Origin of the sequence: Pseudomonas sp. IT-P74 (genome assembly GCF_949768175.1) — a bacterium.
Taxonomy (GTDB): domain Bacteria; phylum Pseudomonadota; class Gammaproteobacteria; order Pseudomonadales; family Pseudomonadaceae; genus Aquipseudomonas.
This window is the reverse complement of record NZ_CATKQD010000093.1, coordinates 310,944-331,928: the sequence shown is the minus strand read 5'-3', so window position 1 is coordinate 331,928 and position 20,985 is coordinate 310,944. Positions and strand designations below refer to the sequence as shown.

The window sequence follows — 20,985 nt, the reverse complement described above, 5'->3', positions numbered from 1 at the left end:
TGGCCTATTTACACCTCGAACACTGTGCCCTGTAGGAGCGAGCCTGCTCGCGAAGGTCGTCAATGATGACGCTAACTGCCTGGGGCCACGCGGTGTCCTGGCGTTCTTCGCGAGCGAGCTCGCTCCTACAAATGTTAAAGTCGTCCTTCGATTTTGCATTTCCAGGGACGCCACTATGCCGGACGCAACACCTCTCAGTGCTGGTTTTATGGTGGTTCACGGCAACCGCCTGGACGAATTGCGCAGCCTGGTGGTCAGCTGGATGCGGCGCTACCCGCTCGCTCCCCTGGAGAATGAAATCGCCTTGGTGCAAAGCAATGGCATTGCCCAATGGCTGAAGCTTGCACTGGCGGAAGATTCTGAAGAAGACGACATGGGAGGCTGCGGCATCGCTGCCGCCATCGATGTGCAGTTGCCCGGCAGCTTCATGTGGCAGCTCTATCGCATGGTCCTTGGCCGCGACGAAATTCCGGTCAAGTCCCTGCTCGATAAAGCCCCGCTGACCTGGCGCCTGATGCGCCTGCTGCCGCAACTGATCAATCAGCCGTACTTCGAGCCTCTGCAACGTTTCCTGACCCATGACACCGATCTGCGCAAACGCTATCAACTGGCTGAGCGTCTGGCGGATCTGTTCGACCAATATCAGGTGTATCGAGCTGACTGGCTCGAAGACTGGGCGCAAGGTCGCCATCAAACCAGAACCGCCAGGGGCGAAGCCAAACCCCTGACCCCGGCCAATTGCTGGCAGGCAGAGTTATGGCGCGCACTCTTGCTGGATGTGGGAGAAGAAGGCATGGCGCAAAGTCGTGCCGGCGTCCATCAGCGATTTGTCGAGCGCATCAATAACCTCGAAACAGCTCCCAAGGGATTACCCTCGCGAGTGATCGTTTTCGGGATTTCTTCCCTGCCTGCCCAAGCCCTGGAAGCACTGGCGGGACTGGCACGGTTCAGCCAGGTCCTGCTGTGTGTACACAACCCGTGTCGTCACCATTGGGCGGACATCGTCGCCGATAAAGACCTGTTGCGGCATCAATACAAGCGTCAGGCCCGCAAGAGCGGCACGCCGGTAGTGATCGATCCGCAAACCCTGCACCAGCATGCCCACCCGCTGCTGGCTGCCTGGGGCAAGCAGGGGCGGGACTACATCAACCTGCTCGACAGTTATGACGATCCCAGCAGCTATCGTTCGGCATTCCGCGACGGGCGCATCGACCTGTTCAGTGACGGTCAGCCGCTGAACGTGCTCAACCAGTTGCAGGACGACATCCTCGAACTGCGGCCCCTCAACGAGACTCGGGAGCGTTGGCCGGCTATCGATCTGCACAAGGACGAATCGATCCGTTTTCACATCGCCCATAGCGCCCAGCGAGAAGTCGAGATCCTCCACGATCAACTGCTCGCGCGCTTCAGTGCCGATCCGACACTGCGACCCAGGGACATCATCGTGATGGTCCCGGACATCGATAGCTACGCACCGCATATTCGTGCCGTTTTTGGCCAGCTTGACCGCCAGGACCCGCGCTTCATTCCGTTTACCCTGGCTGACCAGGGCCAGCGTGGTCGTGATCCATTGCTGATTGCGGTCGAGCACCTGCTCAAGCTGCCTGACAGCCGATTCCCCGTCAGTGAGATTCTCGATCTGCTGGACGTCCCCGCACTGCGCGCCCGTTTTGCTGTCGAGGAGCGTGACCTGCCGACGCTGCACCGCTGGATCGAAGGTGCCGGCATTCGCTGGGGCATGAATGCCGAGCAACGTGCCGGGCTCGGGCTGCCCAAAGAGCTGGAGCAAAACAGCTGGCGTTTCGGCTTGCGACGGATGTTGCTCGGTTATGCCGTTGGCAGCGCCGATGCTTATGAGGGCATCGAACCCTACGACGAGATCGGTGGTCTGGACGCTGCGCTCATCGGTCCGCTGGTTGCCTTGCTCGACGCGCTGGAAGTGGCTCATCACGAACTCTCTCAGCCTGCATCGCCGGGGCAATGGGGCTTGCGCTTGCAGGCGTTGGTGCAGTTGTTCTTCCTTGCCGGTAACGAACACGATGACTACTTGCTGGCCCAGCTCGAAGAGCTGCGTGAGACCTGGCTCGAGACCTGCGAATCCGTCGGGTTGCAGGACGAGTTGCCGCTGACCGTCGTCCGTGAAGCCTGGCTTGCAGGTCTGGATCAGGGCCGTCTCTCCCAGCGTTTTCTGGCCGGAGCGGTCAACTTCTGCACCTTGATGCCCATGCGCGCCATCCCGTTCAAACTGGTGTGCCTGTTGGGCATGAATGACGGCGATTATCCGCGCGCGCAGCCGCCGCTGGATTTCGACCTGATGGGCAGTGATTACCGTCCGGGTGACCGCTCCCGGCGCGAAGACGATCGCTACCTGCTACTGGAAGCCTTGCTGTCGGCAAGGGACCAGCTCTACATCAGTTGGGTGGGCCGCAGCATCCGCGATAACAGCGAGCGGCCTGCCTCGGTGCTGATTGGCCAGTTGCGTGATCACCTGGCCAGTGGTTGGCGATTGCTGCAAGGCGACGAGGATCTGCTGGAAGCCATGACCCGGGAACATCCGTTGCAACCCTTCAGCGCTCGCTACTTTCACGACGGGGATGAATCGTTCAGCTACGCCAGCGAATGGCAGGTGCTTCATCAGGCGGCAGAGCAGCAGCCAAGCACCGAAGTGCTCGCGCCCCACGTTCAGGACGAACCACTGAGTCTCGGTCAGGTGCAGGATTTCCTGCGCAATCCGGTACGGCACTTTTTCAGCCAGCGACTGAAGGTCTTCTTCGAGGCGGCTGAAGTGCCGTTGGCCGATGAAGAGCCCTTTGTCCTGGATGCGTTGCAGCGTTACAGCCTCAGCGACCGTTTGCTCGAAGCGGCGTTGGCGGCTCCGGCAAATACCGGACAGGCACTGGAAGATCAGGCGAAACGGTTGCAGAACAGCGGGCTGCTGCCCATGGCCGGATTCGGTGAGTGCCTGCAACGGGAGTTGATCGAGCCATTGCCTGACTTGCTGCAACGCCACCAACAGCTCCTGGCGTTGTGGCCAACACCGCTCAGCAGCGCGTTGCCCATCAGTATCGAGTTGCAGGGCCTGCACATCGAGGGCTGGCTCAGCGGCCTGCATCAGCGTGCTGATGGTGGTTTGTTGTCTGTCACAACGATCCCCAACAGTATCGGCTCGATCAAGTCGCGCAAATGGCATCGTCTGACACGCCCGTGGGTCAATCATCTGATGGCTTGTGCCAGTGGCATGGCGCTGACCACCGCATTGGTGGCCAGCGACGACAGCCTGTTGCTCGGTCCGCTGGAGCAGTCCACGGCGCGGAAAATTCTCGCTGACCTGTTGATGGCCTGGCAGTCGGGGATGCGCCAGCCTCTGCCGATCGCGGTCAAGACAGCCTTCGCGTGGCTGGGGCAAACCGACCCGGTCAAAGCCGAAGCCGCTGCGCGCAAGGCCTATGAAGGGGATGGGCAGACGACGGACGGAGAGCGTCGCGAAAGCCCGGCATTGGCGCGCCAATTCGCCGATTACGATGCCTTGATCGCCGATGAGACGTTCCCCCAATGGTGTGACGCACTCTATCGCCCGCTTCTCGAAGCACCCTGGCGTTCACTGTCCAGCGAGGAGTCGCGCTGATGAGCACGAAGACACCTCTGGCCCTGGCATTCCCGCTGCGCGGCAGTCAACTGATCGAAGCCAGCGCCGGGACCGGCAAGACGTTCACCATTTCCGCGTTGTACCTGCGTCTGGTGCTTGGCAACGGCGGGGAGGACAGTGGCTTCGGACGTGAGCTGTTGCCGCCGCAGATCCTCGTCGTGACGTTCACCGACGCCGCGACCAAAGAGCTGCGCGAACGCATCCGCACACGGCTCGCCGAGGCCGCACGCTATTTCCGCGATGAAACCCCGGCCCCCGACAGCCTGATTGCCGAGTTGCGTGGTCAGTACTTGCCCGAGCAATGGCCCGGCTGCGCAAACCGCCTGGACATCGCCGCCCAGTGGATGGACGAGGCGGCGGTGTCGACCATCCACAGTTGGTGCCAGCGCATGTTGCGCGAGCACGCGTTCGACAGCGGCAGCCTGTTTACCCAGACCCTGGAAACCGACCACAGCGACTTGCTGGGGGAGGTTCTGCGCGATTACTGGCGGCTGTTCTGTTACCCGATGCAAGGTGACGCCTTGAATTGGGTGCGCAGCAATTGGGGCGGGCCGGCGGCGCTGCTGCCGCGGATTCGTGCGCTGTTCGCCAGCGAGCGGGATGCGCATGAAGGGAAAGATCCCGCCGAAGTGATTGCGCAATGCCTGCAAGAACGAAGGGTTGCCCTGATCGAAATGAAGAAACCCTGGCTGCAGTGGGCGGACGAGTTGCTCGCGATCTGTCACCAGGGCGTTGCCGACAAGGCTGTCGACGGTCGCAAGATGCAGGCACGCTATTTCGAGCCCTGGTTTGAAAAGATCAAAGCCTGGGCCGAGGACGAATCCCTTGAGCAACTGGATATCGGCACCGGCTTCACTCGCCTGACCCCGGATGGCATGGCTGAAGCCTGGAAAGGTGAGGCGCCTCGACATCCGGGGCTCGATGCGATGGCCGGCCTCAAGGCCTGTCTCGATGGGTTGCCAACGCCTGATGCCGCCGTACTGCAACATGCGGCCCGTTGGGTCGGGGCGCGATTCGAGGAAGAGAAACGCCGCCGCGCGGAAATGGGTTTCGACGACATGTTGCTGCGCCTTGATGCGGCCTTGCAGTCCGATGGCGGCGAACGATTGGCAACTCTGATTCGTGAACAGTTTCCGGTCGCCCTGATCGATGAGTTCCAGGACACCGACCCGGTGCAATACCGGATCTTCGAGAGCATCTACCGCATTGAAGAGAACGGCCCCGAGTGCGGTCTGTTCCTGATCGGCGACCCGAAGCAGGCGATCTATGCTTTTCGCGGTGCCGACATCCATACCTACCTGCGCGCCCGCCAGGCCACCACCGGCCGCTTGCACACCCTGGGCACCAACTTCCGCTCGAGCCACGGCATGGTCAACGCAGTGAACCATATGTTCGAGCGCGCCGAAGCCCGGGAGTCAGGGCGCGGCGCTTTCCTCTTTCGGCAGAAGAATGGCGACAATCCGGTGCCGTTCACGCCAGTGGCCTCCCAGGGTCGCAAAGAAGTCTTGCGCATCAATGACCAGGCAATCCCGGCCTTGAACATCTGGCACTTGCCGGCCGAACAAGCGTTGTCCGGTGCGGTGTACCGGCAACATCTGGCGGCTGCCTGCGCCAGTGAAATCACGGCATTGCTCAATGGCGGGCAGCAGGGGCAAGCGGGGTTCACCCAGGACGGCAAAGCCTTCAGAGGCCTGCTGCCGGCGGACATCGCCATCCTGGTACGCGACGGCAAGGAGGCGCAAGCGGTTCGTGCGCAATTGGCCGCCCGTGGCGTGCGCAGTGTTTACCTGTCGGACAAGGACTCGGTGTTCGCCGCCCAGGAGGCGCATGACGTACTGACCTGGCTCAAGGCCTGCGCCGAGCCGGATGTCGAGCGTCCGTTGCGGGCCGCGTTGGCCAGCATCACGTTGAACCTGTCATTGACGGAACTTGAGCGTCTGAATCAGGACGAGTTGGCCTGGGAATCCCGGGTCATGCAGTTCCGTGGCTATCGCGAAGTCTGGCGCAAACAGGGCGTACTGCCGATGCTGCGCCGCCTGCTGCACGACTTCCGTTTGCCCCAGGCGTTGATCGCCCGCAGTGACGGCGAGCGCGTCTTGACCAACCTTCTGCACCTTTTCGAACTGCTGCAACAAGCCGCCGCCGAACTTGATGGCGAACAAGCCCTGATCCGGCATTTGTCGGAGCATCTGGCGTTGTCCGGGCAGGCTGGCGAAGAGCAGATCCTGCGTCTGGAAAGTGATGAGCAATTGGTCAAGGTCGTGACCATTCACAAGTCCAAGGGCCTTGAATATCCCTTGGTGTTCCTGCCGTTCATATGCTCGGCGAAACCGGTGGATGGCAGCCGCCTGCCGCTGCACTACCACGATGAATCCGGCAATGCCCAGGTCACCTTGAAGCCGACGGCAGAGTTGATTGCCCTGGCTGACGATGAGCGTCTGGCCGAGGATCTGCGCTTGCTCTATGTCGCCCTGACCCGGGCGCAACACGCCTGCTGGCTGGGAGTGGCCGACCTCAAGCGCGGCAACAACAATGGCTCGGTGCTGCATCTGTCGGCATTGGGTTATCTGCTGGGCGGCGGTGCGCCATTGGCCGACTCCCCGGCGTTGCAGCTTTGGTTGCGGGACCTGCAACAGGACTGCCCGGCGCTGGCCTGTGCCGAGATGCCTGAAGCGACAACAGTGCATTACCAGCCACCGCAAAACGACGCGACGCTGTTGGTTCCGCTGGTTCCGAAACGCAAGGCCAGTGAAAACTGGTGGATCGCTTCCTACAGCGCGCTGCGCATTGGCGACACCCTGAGTGTCGGCACGGATGAGGCGCCGGAGAGCCCGCAGGCGCAAAAACTGTTCGACGACGAACGCCTCGACCCGCAGGCCCCTAGGGAAGTGGTGGCCGGTGGCGGCGATATCCATCGCTTTCCGCGCGGCCCGAACCCCGGCACCTTCCTCCATGGCTTGCTCGAATGGGCGGGGGACGAGGGTTTTGCTGCGGCACCACAAGAGGTGATCGACGCCATTGCCCGTCGCTGCAACCGTCGAGGCTGGGAGGGTTGGATCAGCACCTTGAGTGACTGGTTGCAGCATCTGCTCAAGTCGCCGCTGCAACTGGGCAGCGGTCAGGCACCGGTGGTATTCGGCCAGTTGACGCAGTATCAGGTCGAGATGGAGTTCTGGTTCGCCAGCCATAAGGTCGATGTGCTCAAGCTCGATGCGCTGGTGTGCCAATACACTCACAACGGCGTGGCACGGGTCGCCGCCGAACCGGTGTTGCTCAACGGCATGTTCAAGGGTTTCATCGACCTGACGTTCGAACATGACGGCCGCTATTACGTGGCTGACTACAAATCCAACTGGCTCGGCGTCGATGATGCGGCCTACACCGCGCAGGCCATGGAACAATCGATTCTCGACAACCGTTACGACCTGCAATACGTGTTGTACCTGTTGGCCCTGCATCGCCAGCTCAAGGCACGGCTCGCCGATTACGACTACGACCGGCATGTCGGCGGTGCGTTGTACCTGTTTTTGCGCGGCACGCGTGCGGCCAGCCAGGGTGTGTTTTTCGCCCGGCCGCCAAGAGAACTGATCGAGCGTCTGGACAGGCTGTTCCAGGGCAAGCCAGAGCCCAAGGCCGAGCCCGCCTGGGAACAGGGAGTACTGTTATGAGTCGCACATTCGCCGATTTGCTGCCCACATCGCTGGCCGCCGAAAGCCTGGCCGATCTGGCACCACTGAGTCGTGCCGACGACTTGCTGTTGTTGCTCTCGCGTTGGGTCGAGCGTGGCTGGTTGCGCGCGCTGGACAAAGCTTTTGTGGCGTTTCTGCATGAACTGGCACCGGAAGACGATCCACTGGTGTTGCTGGCGGCTGCGCTGACCAGCCACCAGTTGGGCCATGGGCATGTCTGCCTCGACCTGTTCGAGACGCTGAAAGAACCGGACTTCGCCCTGTCGCTGCCACCCGAAGGTGACGTGCAGGGCGGCGCGATGCTGTTGCCCTCGCAGCTGCTGGGATCGCTGGACGGCGCTCATTGGTGCAAGGTGCTGGCCGCCAGCAATCTGGTCGCACTGGCCGCTGACAGTCGTGACAACGTGCGCGACCGGCCTTTGGTTCTATCGGGCAAACGCTTGTACCTGCGTCGCTATTGGGCGTACGAGCGGCGGATCGACCTCTCGCTACGCGAGCGCCTGACGGAACACGAATCCACGCCGAATGACTTGCTCCAGCGCCTCACCGGGTTGTTTGGCCCTGCCCGGCCGGGTGAAGTGATCGACTGGCAGAAGCTGGCCTGCGCCCTGGCGACGCGCAGCGCCTTCAGCATCGTCACGGGGGGACCGGGAACCGGCAAGACCACCACCGTCGTGCGCTTGCTGGCATTGCTCCAGGCGCCAGCGGTCGATGCCGGCATGCCCCTGCGCATTCGCCTCGCCGCACCGACCGGCAAGGCCGCGGCGCGTCTGACAGAATCCATCAGCCAGCAAGTCCAGACCTTGAAGGTCACAGAGGGCGTTCGGGAAAAGATCCCCTCCGACGTCACCACCGTTCACCGCCTGCTCGGCAGCCGGCCCGGGACTCGTCATTTCCGCCACCACGCCGGCAATCGCTTGCCGCTGGATGTGTTGGTGGTGGACGAGGCCTCGATGATCGACCTGGAAATGATGGCCAACCTGCTCGATGCCTTGCCGGCCCATGCGCGCCTCGTGCTGTTGGGGGACAAGGACCAATTGGCGTCGGTAGAAGCAGGTGCGGTTTTGGGGGACCTGTGTCGCGATGCGGAGGCTGGCTGGTACAGCCCGCAGACCCGCCAGTGGCTGGAAACCGTCAGTGGCGAAAGCCTGCAGGCCAGCGGGTTGCAGGAGGACGCCCAGGGCACTCATCCATTGGCTCAACAGGTCGTGATGTTGCGTCATTCCCGGCGATTCGGTGAAGGCAGCGGCATTGGCCAACTGGCTCGCTGGGTCAACCAGCAGCAACCCGAAGAAGCCCGCAAGTTGTTGTCGGCGCGAAGCCATGACGATGTGTATTGCCTGGCCCTCAAGGGGGAGCAGGATCGGGCCCTGGAGCGCTTGCTTCTAGATGGCCATGGTGAGGGGCCGCAGGGTTATCGACATTACCTGAGCGTGCTGCGCAATCAGCGGCCGCCACTGGACAGCCCGCTGGAAGATTCGCGCTGGATTGATTGGGCTCGACAAGTGTTGCAGGCCTTCGACGCGTTCCAGTTGTTATGTGCCGTGCGCAAGGGGCCGTGGGGTGTCGAGGGCTTGAACCAGCGGGTGACGGAGGCGTTGCTCAGGGCGCGCCTGATCGACAGCGACCAGCAGTGGTACGAAGGTCGCCCTGTGCTGATGACCCGCAACGATTACGGGCTGGGTTTGATGAACGGCGATATCGGCATTGCCCTCAAGCTCCCGGAACAGGAAGGCCACGGAAAACAGGTTTTGCGCGTGGCATTCCCACGCAATGATGGCCAGGGTGGCGTGCGATTTGTCCTGCCCAGTCGCCTGAATGATGTCGAAACCGTGTACGCCATGACCGTGCATAAATCCCAGGGCTCGGAATTCGCGCATACCGCGTTGATTCTTCCCGATGCCTTGAATCCGGTACTCACCAAGGAACTGATCTACACCGGCATTACCCGGGCCAAGGACTGGTTCACCTTGATCGAGTCTCGTGCGGGCGTGTTTGAAGAGGCGGTGAAACGCCGGGTCAAACGCTTGAGCGGGCTGATGCTGGAGCTAAAGGACGGCAGCGAGCCGGCAGGCTGAAAGGTCAGTAACAGTTGTAGGAAATTGCCCGAGGCTACGTAGTACGTGGCCTCGCTGGCATTTCGTTGCTGTGCTATCGTTGCGGCATCATTTCGCTACGATCCAAGAGTATCCCTGCATGAAGGTGGCTGTCAGGACGACAGAGCGCGTCGTTGGCTGTAGAAAAGCGCTGCTGGCCATCCTTCTCTGTCTGCTGGCCAGCGTCGCTTTCGCTCAATCGCAAGCCCCGGTGGGCATGGCGGACCAACGCGCCAAAGCAGTTACCCAGGTGGTTCTTGGAATCCTCAGCTATGCCCGCTGGCCCGTCGAGCCTTTGCTGCTGCGCTTGTGCCTGGTTGGCCCCACCGAATACACCGACGACCTGGTCAAGGGCACGACCCAGGCAACGGGTCGACCTGTCACGGTACAACGTTTGTTGGCCGACAACCCATCGATTGTCAGTGACTGCGATGCGGTTTATATCGGCAAGCTGACTGGCGTAGAACGCAGCCGATTGTTTGCCGCACTGATCGGGCATCCGGTGTTGAGCATCAGCGAGAGCGATGAGCAATGCACCGTCGGCAGCCTGTTTTGCTTGCGGGTCAGCGACGAGCAGGTGTCGTTCGAGGTCAATCTCGACTCTGTCGCCCGCAGCGGCGTACGCATTCATCCGAGCGTGTTGCAACTCTCCCGTCGCAAGCCGGCGGCGCCATGAAGCTACTGACACCGGGAAGCCGCCCGACTTTGCATTCGGTCATCGGTCGCGGCAATTTGCTCGTTGCGCTGGTGGGCGTTGCCATGGCCAGTGTTTCACTGACGTTGCTCGGCGTGCTGGCCTTGCGCGTGTACGCCGATCACAACCTGCACCTGATCGCGCGCTCGATCAGCTACACCGTGGAAGCCGCGGTGGTGTTCAACGACAAACCCGCCACCACCGAAGCGCTGGCGTTGATTGCCGCCAACGAAGAGGTGGCCGACGCCCAGGTGTTTGACCAGCAGGGCCAGTTGCTGGCCCGCTGGCAACGACCGGAAACCGGTTGGGTGTCCGATCTCGAATTGCACATCGCCAAAGCGTTTCTGGAAGAACCCATGAGCATGCCGATCACCCACCAAGGGCGGGAAGTCGGCAGCATCAGGCTCACCGGTCACGGCGCCAACCTGATGCGCTTTTTGCTCAGCGGTCTGGTGGGCATCCTGGTGTGCACGGCCATCAGTGCCTGGGTTGCGCTCTTCTTGGCGCGCCGACAACTTCGCGGGATCATCAAGCCCCTGCGCAACCTGGCCACCGTCGCCCACGCCGCGCGCAGTGATCGGGCCTTCGACAAACGCGTACCGCCTGCCGACATTACCGAGCTCGATGACTTCGGCAACGACTTCAATGCCCTGCTCGATGAACTCGAAGCCTGGCACTCGCACCTGCAAAGCGAAAACGAATCCCTGGCTCACCAGGCCAGCCACGACAGCCTCACCGGGTTGCCCAATCGGGCGTTTTTCGAAGGTCGCCTGATGCGCGCCCTGCGCAGCGCCAACAAACTCGGCGAGCGAGTGGCGGTGCTGTTTCTCGACAGCGATCGCTTCAAGGAGATCAACGACAGTTTCGGCCATGCGGCGGGTGATGCGGTGCTGGTGGCCGTGGCCAATCGGGTTCGGGCGCAACTGCGCGAAGGCGACCTGGTGGCGCGCTTGGGTGGCGATGAATTTGCCGTGCTGCTGACGCCGCTGCACAAGACCGAAGACGCCGAACGGATTGCCGACAAGATTCTGGCCAGCATGGACATACCGATTCCATTGCCGGGCAGTACCCAGGTACTGACCTCCCTCAGCATCGGCGTCGCGGTGTACCCGGATCATGGCGCAACGCCGGGTGCCCTGCTCAACGCCGCCGATGGTGCGATGTACCAGGCCAAGCGCCTGTCCCGAGGCGCACAGTACACGGCAGGGTCGGAGCACCCTGCCGCCGATGTTCAAAACAGGAGCTGATTTACGTGTTCACTTTCAACCCGCGTTCCCTGCGTTTTTTCACCATGACACTGTTCGTGGCCTTGCTGAGCCTGACCGGTTGCCAGACCGCCCCGCCAAAAGGCCTGACCCCGGCGCAGATTGCCGTGCTGAAACAGCAGGGTTTCGAGCTGACCGACGATGGCTGGGCCTTCGGGTTGTCCGGCAAGGTGTTGTTCGGCAGCGACGATGACAGCCTGAACAAACAGAGCACCGAAATCGTCGAGCGCATCGGCAAGGCGCTGCTCGGTGTAGGAATCGATCGAGTGCGGGTCGATGGCCACACCGACGCATCGGGCAAAGAGGCCTACAACGAGCAACTGTCCGTGCGCCGGGCGAAAAGCGTGGCCAAAGTGCTCAACACCGTCGGCATGAAACAGGAAAACATCCAGCTGCGTGGCCTGGGCAGCAGCGTGCCGGTGGCCAGCAACAGCACATCCAGTGGCCGCACCGAAAATCGCCGGGTGGCGATTGTGGTCAGCTCCGACTAATCGGCAAACAACATCTCCCGACTTTCCCCCATCAACAGCCCCTGATTCTGCTCGGTGACCTGGCGGATGTAATCCCACAACAGGGTGATCCGCTTGAGCTTGCGCAGATCCTCCCGGCAGTACATCCAGAACTGTCGGGTGATGTTGATTTCCTGCGGCAACACCGGCAGCAGGCGCGGGTCTTGAGTGGCTAGGAAGCACGGCAGGATCGCCAGTGAGCGTCCTTGCTGCGCCGCCACGAACTGCGCGATCACGCTGGTGCTGCGCAGGTTGGCGCTGGCGCCGGGCAGTACGTTGGCCAGGTACAACAGCTCCGAGCTGAACGCCAGGTCGTCGACGTAACTGATAAACGAATGTTTGGCCAAATCGGCTGGTTTGCGGATCGGCGGGTGGTTGTCCAGATAATCCTGGGTCGCGTACAGCTGCAATCGGTAGTCGCACAGTTTGCAGCAGACGTACGGGCCATGCTCCGGGCGCTCCAGGGCGATGACGATGTCGGCCTCGCGCTTGGACAGGCTGATGAAGTGCGGCAGCGGCAGGATATCCACCGAGATCGCCGGGTAGGTGTCGACGAAGTGGCTCAGCTGTGGCGTGATGAAAAAGCTGCCGAAGCCTTCGGTGCAGCCCATGCGCACATGCCCGGACAGTGCCACGCCAGACCCGGAAACCTGCTCGCACGCCATGTGCAAGGTACTTTCGATCGACTCGGCATACCCCATCAACCGCTGGCCTTCGGCGGTCAGGACAAAGCCGTTGGTCCGGGACTTTTCGAACAGCAATGTGCCTAACGCCGTTTCCAGGGAACTGATGCGTCGCGACACCGTGGTGTAGTCGACCGCCAGGCGCTTGGCCGCGGTGCTTGCCTTGCGGGTGCGGGCAACTTCAAGGAAAAACTTGAGGTCATCCCAGTTCAGCGAACCGAGGGAGGTGATGTTTTTTTGCATGTTGGACCGGTTTTTATGTGCGTTCTTATCAGATGTTTGCACATCTATACTCCAAAAACAGTCCGACAACCAATTCGTGACACATGGCTCATCTCAGGGCGACTATCTCGCCCCGGCTCCCAAGATAGCTCTCAATAAAAAAAGCAAAGATCCGGAGACCCACATGAACGTATCGCTCACGTCCAACGACACCACCGTACAAAAGGTCAAACTGTTGATCGACGGCGAGTGGGTCGAATCCAAGACCACCGAATGGCACGACATCATCAACCCGGCGACCCAGCAAGTACTGGCCAAAGTGCCGTTTGCCACTTCTGAAGAAGTCGACGCTGCCATCAGCGCTGCTCATCGTGCTTTCCAGACCTGGAAGCTGACCCCGATCGGCGCCCGCATGCGCATCATGCTCAAGCTGCAGGCGCTGATTCGCGAACACTCCAAGCGCATCGCCGCAGTCCTCAGCGCCGAGCAGGGCAAGACCATTGCCGACGCTGAAGGCGACATTTTCCGTGGCCTGGAAGTGGTCGAGCACGCCTGCTCCATTGGCAGCCTGCAAATGGGCGAGTTCGCTGAAAACGTCGCCGGTGGCGTCGACACCTATACCCTGCGTCAGCCCATCGGCGTGTGCGCCGGCATTACCCCGTTCAACTTCCCGGCGATGATTCCGCTGTGGATGTTCCCGATGGCCATCGCCTGCGGCAACACCTTCGTGCTCAAGCCGTCCGAACAGGACCCGATGTCGACCATGCTGCTGGTGGAACTGGCGATTGAGGCGGGCATTCCGGCCGGTGTGCTCAACGTCGTGCATGGCGGCAAGGACGTGGTGGACGGGCTTTGCACCCACAAGGACATCAAGGCGGTTTCCTTCGTCGGTTCAACCGCCGTCGGTACTCATGTCTACGACCTGGCCGGTAAACACGGCAAGCGCGTGCAATCGATGATGGGTGCGAAGAACCACGCCGTGGTGCTGCCGGACGCCAATCGCGAACAAGCGCTGAATGCGCTGGTGGGTGCCGGTTTCGGCGCTGCCGGTCAACGCTGCATGGCCACCTCTGTGGTGGTGCTGGTGGGCGCGGCCAAGCAGTGGCTGCCGGATCTCAAGGCGCTGGCGCAGAAGCTCAAGGTCAATGCCGGCAGCGAGCCGGGCACCGACGTCGGCCCGGTGATCTCGAAAAAGGCCAAGGCACGGATTCTCGATCTGATCGAGAGCGGCATCAAGGAAGGCGCGAAACTGGAGCTGGACGGTCGCGAGATCACGGTTCCGGGTTACGAGAAGGGCAACTTTGTCGGCCCGACCCTGTTCTCCGGCGTGACCACCGACATGCAGATCTACACCCAGGAAATCTTCGGTCCGGTGCTGGTGGTGCTGGAAGTCAACACGCTCGACGAGGCCATTGCCCTGGTCAACGCCAACCCGTTCGGCAACGGCACGGGCCTGTTCACCCAGAGCGGCGCGGCGGCGCGTAAATTCCAGAACGAAATCGACGTCGGCCAGGTCGGCATCAACATCCCGATTCCGGTGCCGGTCCCGTTCTTCAGCTTCACCGGTTCGCGCGGTTCCAAGCTCGGCGACCTCGGCCCGTACGGCAAGCAAGTGGTGCAGTTCTACACTCAGACCAAGACCGTCACCAGCCGCTGGTTCGATGACAACAGCGTCAACGACGGTGTGAACACCACCATCAACCTGCGTTAAGGAGCCGGACATGAAAATCGCTTTTATCGGTCTGGGCAACATGGGCGCGCCGATGGCGCGCAACCTGATCAAGGCCGGCCATGCATTGCGCCTGGTGGACCTGAACAAAGCCGTGCTGGCGGAGCTGGAGCAACTGGGCGGCAGCATCAGCGCATCGGCCCGTGAAGCGGCAGAGGGTGCCGAACTGGTGATCACCATGCTGCCTGCCGCAGTGCATGTACGCAGTGTGTGGCTGGGTGAAGACGGCGTGCTCGCCGGCATCGGCAAAGGTGTGCCGGCCGTGGATTGCAGCACCATCGATCCGCAGACCGCGCGGGACGTAGCCGCCGCCGCCGCCAAACAGGGCGTGGCCATGGCCGATGCGCCGGTCTCTGGCGGCACCGGTGGTGCAGCCGCCGGGACGCTGACCTTCATGGTCGGCGCCACCCCCGAGCTGTTCGCCACTCTGCAACCGGTACTGGCGCAAATGGGTCGTAACATCGTCCATTGTGGTGAGGTCGGCACCGGGCAAATCGCTAAAATCTGCAACAACCTGTTGTTGGGAATTTCCATGGTCGGCGTCAGCGAAGCCATGGCGCTGGGCGATGCCCTGGGCATCGACACCAAGGTGCTGGCGGGCATCATCAACAGTTCAACCGGGCGTTGCTGGAGCTCGGAGATGTACAACCCATGGCCGGGCATCGTCGAAACGGCGCCAGCGTCGCGCGGTTATACCGGCGGCTTCGGGGCCGAACTGATGCTCAAGGATCTGGGGCTGGCGACCGAAGCGGCACGTCAGGCGCACCAGCCGGTGGTACTCGGCGCGGTGGCCCAGCAGTTGTATCAGGCGATGAGTTTGCGTGGGGAGGGGGGGCAGGACTTCTCGGCGATCATCAACGGCTATCGCAAGCCGCAATAAAACTGTGGGAGCGAGCCTGCTCGCGATAGCGGTGGGTCAGACAACATCAATGTTGCCTGATACATCGCCATCGCGAGCAGGCTCGCTCCCACAGGGTTCTGCGTGTGGCAGAGAACTATTTACCGGGAGATCACGTCGGGTGATCCCCCGGTTTTTTTGTATCAGGCAAACACGAAATATTTGCGCACGGTTTCCACCACTTCCCAGGTGCCTTTCATCCCCGGCTCGATGACGAAAATGTCGCCGGCGCGCAGGTGGATCGGCGCCATGCCTTCCGGGGTGATGATGCAGTAGCCTTCCTGGAAGTGGCAGTACTCCCACTTCACGTATTCCACGTACCACTTGCCCGGCGTGCAGATCCAGGTGCCCATGATCTTGCTGCCGTCTTCACTGGTGTAGGCATTGAGGTTGACGGTGTGCGGGTCGCCTTCGAGTTTTTCCCATTTGCAGGCGTCGAGCACGGGCAGCGGGTGGGTGTCGCGAAGAACGGTAATCGGTGCGGTCATGATGACTCCGGGCAGTGGGCTCAAGAACTGAGGTCGCACCCTATAGCGCTTGTCCAATCATCAGTTGTCTGTGCTCGACACTGAGCTGTCCAGAAACGCACGGCCCTCAAAGACTGTTCAGGGGGCAGTCGCGCCTGGAGTGTTCGAGGCTGTTCTCGAATTCGACCAATTGCGAGTGCTGTTGCGACAGCGCCGCAATCCGCTCGGCGATTTCCTGTTTTTTGCTGGCGATGACTTGATGTGCCTGTTCCCAAGGCAACTGCGGGCCCTGATGTCCGGCGAAGACCGACTGCAGTTCCTTGAGCCTGAACCCCAACTGCTGGGCACATTTGATGAACGTCAGCAGGTCGACGCTGTGCTGGTCATAGATGCGGTACTTGCCCTGGCGGCGAGCGGCGGGCAGCAGGCCAATCGACTCGTAGTGCCGGATGCTTTTGACCGTGGTACCGGAACGTTGCGCGGCTTGGCCGATGTACATGGGAAGGTCCTTTTCTCCGAGGATAAAGCTCGGCGCATTATCGACCGACTCAAGCGCTGGCGATAGCTTCGGCTTGGCGTAACCAGGCCGCCTGCCGGTCTGCGCTGGCGCCGAGAGTTGGCCCGAAGGTGAGGGTTGGCTTGATGCCACAGAATTCCAGGGTGGTTTTGCGGACCTGATGCAAACCGGGCATGCGGTAGATCCATCGGTAGTACCAGGGCGGTGTGTCCATGGTCACCAGCAGGTGGGCGGTTCGGCCGCGCAGGAGTTTGTCGGGGAAGGCTTTGCCCTGGCGATACTTGAAGGCAAAACCCGGCAAGAACACCCGGTCGAAAAAGCCCTTGAGCAAGGCCGGTACGCCACCCCACCAGATCGGATAGACCAGCGTCAGTTGTTCGGCCCACAGGATGTCGGTCTGGGCGTTACGCAAATCGGCCTCCAGCGGCTGGACCTGCCGATAACCTTCACGCAGCACCGGATCAAAATCCATGGCGCCCAGAAACAGCTGACGCACTTCATGCCCGGCGCGCAATGCCGACTGTGTATAACGCTCGGCGAGGGCGGCGCAGAAGCTGTTGCTGGACGGATGCCCGAGGATCACCAGTATTCGTTTGCCCATCGTCGCTGTCCTTGAGGCTCAAACCTCAAGGATAAAGTCTGCCCCTCAGGGGAGAGTCAAGGCGTGCAGCAGAGCCTTGGCATAGCCGGGCAATGCGGCGAAGTCCCGGGCACAAAGCAACAGTCTGCGTTGGCCCCAGGGTTCTTGCAGGGCGAGGCTTTTGAAGGACAGTCCGCCTGACCCGCGTTCGACCGCGGCCAACGGTACGATTGCCAGCCCCGCTCCTCGGGCGACCATGCGCATCACGCCATCGAAGCTATCGGCGCGGATGCGAATCTGCATGCGCAGGCCGGCGTGCAGTGCCTGCTCTTCCAGGTACACCGCCAAGGCGCTGTTGGCATTCAGGCCGACGTAGTCGTGATGCAGCGTGTCGGTGAAGCTCACTGAGGTCGCCTGCGCCAAGGGATGTTCCCGAGGCATGATCAGCACCAGCGGGTCATCGCGGAACGCTTGGGTCTGCAAGTCATCGGTGTCCACCGCGTCGGAAACGATGCCCAGGTCCGCCGCGCCCTGGCGCAAGGCGTGGGTGATGCGGGTGCTGGGCAGTTCCTGCAGGTCGATGTCGAGGTTGGGGTGGCTGTGCAGGAAGTCCGCGAGCAGCTCCGGCAGGTACTCGGTGATCGCCGTGGTGTTGCACAGCAGCCGCACCTGACCTTTGACGCCCTGGGCGTATTCGGCCAGTTCCTGTTGCAGGCGTTCGGCCTGTTGCAGCAGGACCCGGGCGTGTCGGGCCAGGGCATTGCCGGCCGGCGTCGGGCTGACCCCGCGACGATTGCGCTGAAGAAACTCGACGCCCAGCGACGACTCCATGGCACGGATGCGTGCGCTGGCTGCCGCGAGGGACAAATGACTGCGTGCGGCGCCGGCGGTGATGTTGCCGGTGTCGAGGATGTTCAGGTACAGGCGCAGGTCGGTCAGGTCGAAGTGCATTGCGGCAACCTCTGGATGTTTACTGTCTGGATGGACGCCATCGCGAGCAGGCTCGCTCCTACAGTGGGTATGCGTTGTTCACAAATCCCCTGTAGGAGCGAGCCTGCTCGCGAAGAGGCCAGTAGCCTCAATCCATTTCTCAGCCTCTTGTATTGGGAGAGGCAGCCTCAGTATATGGCAGATTTTCAATCAGCCCTCGGGGGCCCACCATGGCCCCATGAATACACTCTCTGCGTTTTATCAGAATCTCGGGTTGGCCCTTTCGTTGTTGGTTATCGGCACCTTTGTGCTGGCCGGCATGATCAAGGGCGTGATCGGCCTCGGCCTGCCGACCGTTGCCATGGGCCTGCTCGGTCTGGCTATGGCACCGACGCAGGCTGCGGCGCTGTTGATCATTCCGGCGACACTCACCAACGTCTGGCAACTGGCGTTCGGCGGGCATCTGTCGGGGCTGGTCAAACGGCTGTGGCCGATGCTGCTGGCGATTTTCATCGGCACCGGGGCGGGCACGCTGTGGATCGGCATGAGCGGTGGCCATTGGGTGGTGCGGGGGTTGGGGGCGGCATTGTTGCTGTATGCACTGAGCGGTTTGTTCCTGCCGACTGTGCGCGTGGGACGGTGCAGCGAACGCTGGCTCGGTCCACTGTGTGGCGTGCTGACCGGCGTCATCACGTCGGCCACCGGCGTGTTCGTGATTCCAGCGGTGCCCTATCTGCAAGCGCTGGGCTTTAGCAAGGATGAACTGGTGCAGGCGCTGGGCCTGTCGTTCACCGTCTCGACCCTGGCCCTGGCCGGTGGATTGCTATGGCGCGGCGCGCTCGGCGGGGGCGAGTTGAGCGCATCGCTGCTGGCGCTGATCCCGGCCATGCTCGGCATGTGGCTGGGGCAATCGCTGCGCCAGCGGATCAGCGCCCTGTGGTTCAAGCGCGTGTTTTTCGTTGGCCTGGGTGTGCTCGGCGGCCATTTGCTGATCAGCGGCTAGCGGACGACGGGCTGATCATCTCGATGGCGCGGATCTCGAAGTCTCGTTCCAGGTATTCATCACGCTGTTCGAGAAACTGCTTCATGTGCGGCAGGTTCGAGTGCACGTCGAGGTGGGCCCGGGATTGCCAGATCTCGTAGAAGATGAACAGGGTCGGGTCCTGTTTGTCGCGCAACATGTGGTATTCGATGCAACCGGGTTCGGCTCGGCTCGCTTGCACGTAGCCGCTGAAAAACGCTTCGAAGGCGTCGGATTTTTCCGGACGGGTCTTGGCGTGCAGGATGAAGCCCTGGATTTCACTCATCTACATCTCTCCTCAAGTCAGAATTGGCGCCAGTCTAAGGCAACAATCGCCTGTCGATTCGTGCTTGTAGGTCAAATGAATTTTGCCAAATCGACGCTTACTCCGCGCGAGGTCGATCGGTACTCTGCCGCCATTGAATTCCCGACCCTTCCCGAGATCTCTCATGAAAAAAGTCCTGTTGCTCAATGGCGGCAAAAAATTTGCGCACTCCGACGGCCGCTACAACGCCACCCTGCATGAAGCCGCATTGAGCGTGCTGGATCGCGGCGGTATGGATGTGAAAACCACCTTCATCGACGAGGGCTACGACGTCGCCGAAGAAGTGGCCAAGTTCCTCTGGGCCGACGTGATCATCTACCAGATGCCCGGCTGGTGGATGGGCGCGCCGTGGACCGTGAAAAAGTACATCGACGAAGTCTTCACCGAAGGCCATGGCAGCCTCTATGCCAGCGACGGTCGCACCCGTTCGGACGCGTCGCAGAAGTACGGCAGCGGCGGTCTGATTCACGGCAAGCAGTACATGCTGTCGCTGACCTGGAACGCCCCGCAGCAAGCCTTCGACGACCCGACCGATTTCTTCGAAGCCAAAGGTGTGGACGCGGTGTACTTTCCGTTCCACAAGGCCAACGAGTTCCTGGGCATGACCGGCTTGCCGACGTTCCTGTGCGTGGACGTGATGAAGCGCCCGAACATCGAAGGCGACGTGGCGCGTTATGAGCAGCATTTGGCTGAGGTGTTTGGCCTCAAGGCTTAACGCTCGGCTACTATCCGATGCAACGGCCAGGAAGATCGCAGCGCCGATTCGCAAACGAGGACACACGTGAAAGCCAGATCCGATGAATTGCAGGTTTTCGTCTGTGTGATTGAATGCGGGTCGATTTCCGCGGCGGCCGAGCAGGTCGGGCAAACGCCTTCGGCGGTCAGCCGTACGCTGTCGCGGCTGGAGGCCAAGCTCGACACCACGTTGATCAATCGCACCACGCGGCGCATGGACCTGACCGAAGAGGGCAAGTACTTCTTCGAGCACGCCAAGCGGATTCTCGATCAGATGGACGAGCTCGAAGAACGCCTGTCCTCACGCCAGCAAACACCGTCCGGGCGGCTGCGGATCAACGCGGCATCACCTTTCATGCTGCATGCCATCGTGCCCTACATCGATGAATTCCGCAGGCTTTACCCGGACATTCAGCTCGAACTCAACAGCAACGATTTGATCATCGACCTGCTGGAGCAAAGCACCGACATCGCCATTCGCATCGGCACCCTGACCGACTCGACGCTGCATGCCCGCTCCCTGGGTTGCAGCCCGCTGCACATCGTCGCCAGTCCGGCCTACCTGGAAAAGCACGGCGCACCGCAAGCCGTGGCTGACCTGGTCCACCATACGCTGCTGGGGTTCACCCAGAACGAAGGCCTCAACCAGTGGCCGCTGCGTTATGTGCATGGCGATCGCTGGCCGATCCAGGCGTCGATCAGCGCCTCCAGCGGCGAAACCATCCGCCATCTCGCACTGGACGGCCAGGGCATCGCCAGCCTGTCGCATTTCATGACTATCGAAGACATTCGTGCCGGACGCTTGAAAGTGTTGTTGGCCGAATTCAACAGCGGCTATCGCCAGCCGATCAACGCGGTGTACTACCGCAACTCGCAACTGGCCCTGCGGATTCAATGCTTCCTGGACTTTATCCAGGGCAAGCTGGCGGATTATGCGAGCGCGGATTTCAAGGGTTGATTCGTGATTCCTGCGCAAAAG

The 20,985-nt window shown here is 61.5% G+C and carries 17 protein-coding genes; 11 read left to right on the top strand and 6 right to left on the bottom strand.

Annotation, left to right across the window (positions count from 1 at the left end):
• Nucleotides 1-175 precede the first annotated feature (175 nt).
• The 6 genes from recC (at nt 176) to ACM6J5_RS29210 (ending at nt 11,881) form a co-directional block, all read left to right on the top strand.
• Nucleotides 176-3,625: an exodeoxyribonuclease V subunit gamma gene (recC, locus tag ACM6J5_RS29235; protein WP_414929820.1), complete on the top strand. Its 3,450-nt coding sequence runs from the start codon at nt 176-178 to the stop codon at nt 3,623-3,625.
• Nucleotides 3,625-7,314, top strand: a complete 3,690-nt coding sequence (gene recB / locus ACM6J5_RS29230) for an exodeoxyribonuclease V subunit beta (protein ID WP_414929819.1) — start codon at nt 3,625-3,627, stop codon at nt 7,312-7,314. The genes recC and recB overlap by 1 nt, the downstream gene beginning before the upstream one ends.
• On the top strand, nt 7,311-9,413 hold the full coding sequence (gene recD / locus ACM6J5_RS29225) for an exodeoxyribonuclease V subunit alpha (protein WP_414929818.1): 2,103 nt from the start codon (nt 7,311-7,313) through the stop codon (nt 9,411-9,413). Before recB ends, recD begins: the two co-directional genes overlap by 4 nt.
• 118 nt (nt 9,414-9,531) lie before the next feature.
• Nucleotides 9,532-10,107 (top strand): YfiR family protein, encoded by a 576-nt coding sequence (locus tag ACM6J5_RS29220; RefSeq protein ID WP_414929817.1) that lies wholly within the window; start codon nt 9,532-9,534, stop codon nt 10,105-10,107.
• Nucleotides 10,104-11,372, top strand: coding sequence for a diguanylate cyclase domain-containing protein (locus ACM6J5_RS29215; RefSeq protein WP_150672266.1), 1,269 nt, complete (start codon nt 10,104-10,106; stop codon nt 11,370-11,372). The genes ACM6J5_RS29220 and ACM6J5_RS29215 overlap by 4 nt, the downstream gene beginning before the upstream one ends.
• 44 nt (nt 11,373-11,416) lie before the next feature.
• Complete coding sequence (locus tag ACM6J5_RS29210) at nt 11,417-11,881, top strand: OmpA family protein (protein ID WP_095942490.1); 465 nt, start codon at nt 11,417-11,419, stop codon at nt 11,879-11,881.
• On the opposite strand, the gene ACM6J5_RS29205 is transcribed toward ACM6J5_RS29210, so the two are convergent.
• Complete coding sequence (locus tag ACM6J5_RS29205; RefSeq protein ID WP_095942484.1) at nt 11,878-12,825, bottom strand: LysR family transcriptional regulator; 948 nt, start codon at nt 12,823-12,825, stop codon at nt 11,878-11,880. The genes ACM6J5_RS29210 and ACM6J5_RS29205 overlap by 4 nt on opposite strands.
• 163 nt (nt 12,826-12,988) lie before the next feature.
• Here ACM6J5_RS29205 and ACM6J5_RS29200 point away from each other — a divergent pair, with 163 nt between their 5' ends.
• Both ACM6J5_RS29200 and mmsB read left to right on the top strand, forming a co-directional pair.
• Complete coding sequence (locus ACM6J5_RS29200) at nt 12,989-14,515, top strand: CoA-acylating methylmalonate-semialdehyde dehydrogenase (RefSeq protein ID WP_414929816.1); 1,527 nt, start codon at nt 12,989-12,991, stop codon at nt 14,513-14,515.
• 10 nt (nt 14,516-14,525) lie between these two features.
• Nucleotides 14,526-15,413, top strand: a complete 888-nt coding sequence (gene mmsB / locus ACM6J5_RS29195) for a 3-hydroxyisobutyrate dehydrogenase (protein WP_057716518.1) — start codon at nt 14,526-14,528, stop codon at nt 15,411-15,413.
• Nucleotides 15,414-15,574: 161 nt separating this feature from the next.
• On the opposite strand, the gene ACM6J5_RS29190 is transcribed toward mmsB, so the two are convergent.
• The 4 genes from ACM6J5_RS29190 to ACM6J5_RS29175 form a co-directional block, all read right to left on the bottom strand.
• Nucleotides 15,575-15,919, bottom strand: a complete 345-nt coding sequence (locus tag ACM6J5_RS29190) for a cupin domain-containing protein (protein WP_007900627.1) — start codon at nt 15,917-15,919, stop codon at nt 15,575-15,577.
• 106 nt (nt 15,920-16,025) lie between these two features.
• Nucleotides 16,026-16,397, bottom strand: coding sequence for a MerR family transcriptional regulator (locus ACM6J5_RS29185; RefSeq protein WP_414929815.1), 372 nt, complete (start codon nt 16,395-16,397; stop codon nt 16,026-16,028).
• Nucleotides 16,398-16,446: 49 nt separating this feature from the next.
• Entirely contained in the window at nt 16,447-17,016 is a 570-nt protein-coding gene (locus ACM6J5_RS29180; protein WP_414929814.1) for an NAD(P)H-dependent oxidoreductase, read from the bottom strand.
• A gap of 45 nt (nt 17,017-17,061) precedes the next feature.
• On the bottom strand, nt 17,062-17,946 hold the full coding sequence (locus tag ACM6J5_RS29175) for a LysR family transcriptional regulator (RefSeq protein WP_414929813.1): 885 nt from the start codon (nt 17,944-17,946) through the stop codon (nt 17,062-17,064).
• 217 nt (nt 17,947-18,163) lie between these two features.
• Between ACM6J5_RS29175 and ACM6J5_RS29170 the strand changes: the two genes are divergently transcribed.
• Nucleotides 18,164-18,928: a sulfite exporter TauE/SafE family protein gene (locus tag ACM6J5_RS29170; protein ID WP_150672252.1), complete on the top strand. Its 765-nt coding sequence runs from the start codon at nt 18,164-18,166 to the stop codon at nt 18,926-18,928.
• Here the strand turns inward: ACM6J5_RS29170 and ACM6J5_RS29165 are convergent.
• Complete coding sequence (locus tag ACM6J5_RS29165) at nt 18,918-19,232, bottom strand: putative quinol monooxygenase (protein WP_095942477.1); 315 nt, start codon at nt 19,230-19,232, stop codon at nt 18,918-18,920. The two genes, ACM6J5_RS29170 and ACM6J5_RS29165, sit on opposite strands and share 11 nt — an antisense overlap.
• 163 nt (nt 19,233-19,395) lie before the next feature.
• Between ACM6J5_RS29165 and ACM6J5_RS29160 the strand changes: the two genes are divergently transcribed.
• Complete coding sequence (locus ACM6J5_RS29160; RefSeq protein ID WP_102669005.1) at nt 19,396-19,986, top strand: NAD(P)H-dependent oxidoreductase; 591 nt, start codon at nt 19,396-19,398, stop codon at nt 19,984-19,986.
• 66 nt (nt 19,987-20,052) lie between these two features.
• On the top strand, nt 20,053-20,964 hold the full coding sequence (locus ACM6J5_RS29155; RefSeq protein ID WP_150672249.1) for a LysR family transcriptional regulator: 912 nt from the start codon (nt 20,053-20,055) through the stop codon (nt 20,962-20,964).
• Nucleotides 20,965-20,985 lie beyond the last annotated feature (21 nt).

Excerpts from the sequence above, each read along its gene's own strand:
- recC (WP_414929820.1), top strand. The coding sequence starts at position 176 with ATGCCGGACGCAACACCTCTCAGTGCTGGTTTTATGGTGGTTCACGGC.
- recB (WP_414929819.1), top strand. The coding sequence starts at position 3,625 with ATGAGCACGAAGACACCTCTGGCCCTGGCATTCCCGCTGCGCGGCAGT.
- recD (WP_414929818.1), top strand. The coding sequence starts at position 7,311 with ATGAGTCGCACATTCGCCGATTTGCTGCCCACATCGCTGGCCGCCGAA.
- ACM6J5_RS29220 (WP_414929817.1), top strand. The coding sequence starts at position 9,532 with ATGAAGGTGGCTGTCAGGACGACAGAGCGCGTCGTTGGCTGTAGAAAA.
- ACM6J5_RS29215 (WP_150672266.1), top strand. The coding sequence starts at position 10,104 with ATGAAGCTACTGACACCGGGAAGCCGCCCGACTTTGCATTCGGTCATC.
- ACM6J5_RS29210 (WP_095942490.1), top strand. The coding sequence starts at position 11,417 with ATGACACTGTTCGTGGCCTTGCTGAGCCTGACCGGTTGCCAGACCGCC.
- ACM6J5_RS29205 (WP_095942484.1), bottom strand. The coding sequence starts at position 12,825 with ATGCAAAAAAACATCACCTCCCTCGGTTCGCTGAACTGGGATGACCTC.
- ACM6J5_RS29200 (WP_414929816.1), top strand. The coding sequence starts at position 12,989 with ATGAACGTATCGCTCACGTCCAACGACACCACCGTACAAAAGGTCAAA.
- mmsB (WP_057716518.1), top strand. The coding sequence starts at position 14,526 with ATGAAAATCGCTTTTATCGGTCTGGGCAACATGGGCGCGCCGATGGCG.
- ACM6J5_RS29190 (WP_007900627.1), bottom strand. The coding sequence starts at position 15,919 with ATGACCGCACCGATTACCGTTCTTCGCGACACCCACCCGCTGCCCGTG.
- ACM6J5_RS29185 (WP_414929815.1), bottom strand. The coding sequence starts at position 16,397 with ATGTACATCGGCCAAGCCGCGCAACGTTCCGGTACCACGGTCAAAAGC.
- ACM6J5_RS29180 (WP_414929814.1), bottom strand. The coding sequence starts at position 17,016 with ATGGGCAAACGAATACTGGTGATCCTCGGGCATCCGTCCAGCAACAGC.
- ACM6J5_RS29175 (WP_414929813.1), bottom strand. The coding sequence starts at position 17,946 with ATGCACTTCGACCTGACCGACCTGCGCCTGTACCTGAACATCCTCGAC.
- ACM6J5_RS29170 (WP_150672252.1), top strand. The coding sequence starts at position 18,164 with ATGAATACACTCTCTGCGTTTTATCAGAATCTCGGGTTGGCCCTTTCG.
- ACM6J5_RS29165 (WP_095942477.1), bottom strand. The coding sequence starts at position 19,232 with ATGAGTGAAATCCAGGGCTTCATCCTGCACGCCAAGACCCGTCCGGAA.
- ACM6J5_RS29160 (WP_102669005.1), top strand. The coding sequence starts at position 19,396 with ATGAAAAAAGTCCTGTTGCTCAATGGCGGCAAAAAATTTGCGCACTCC.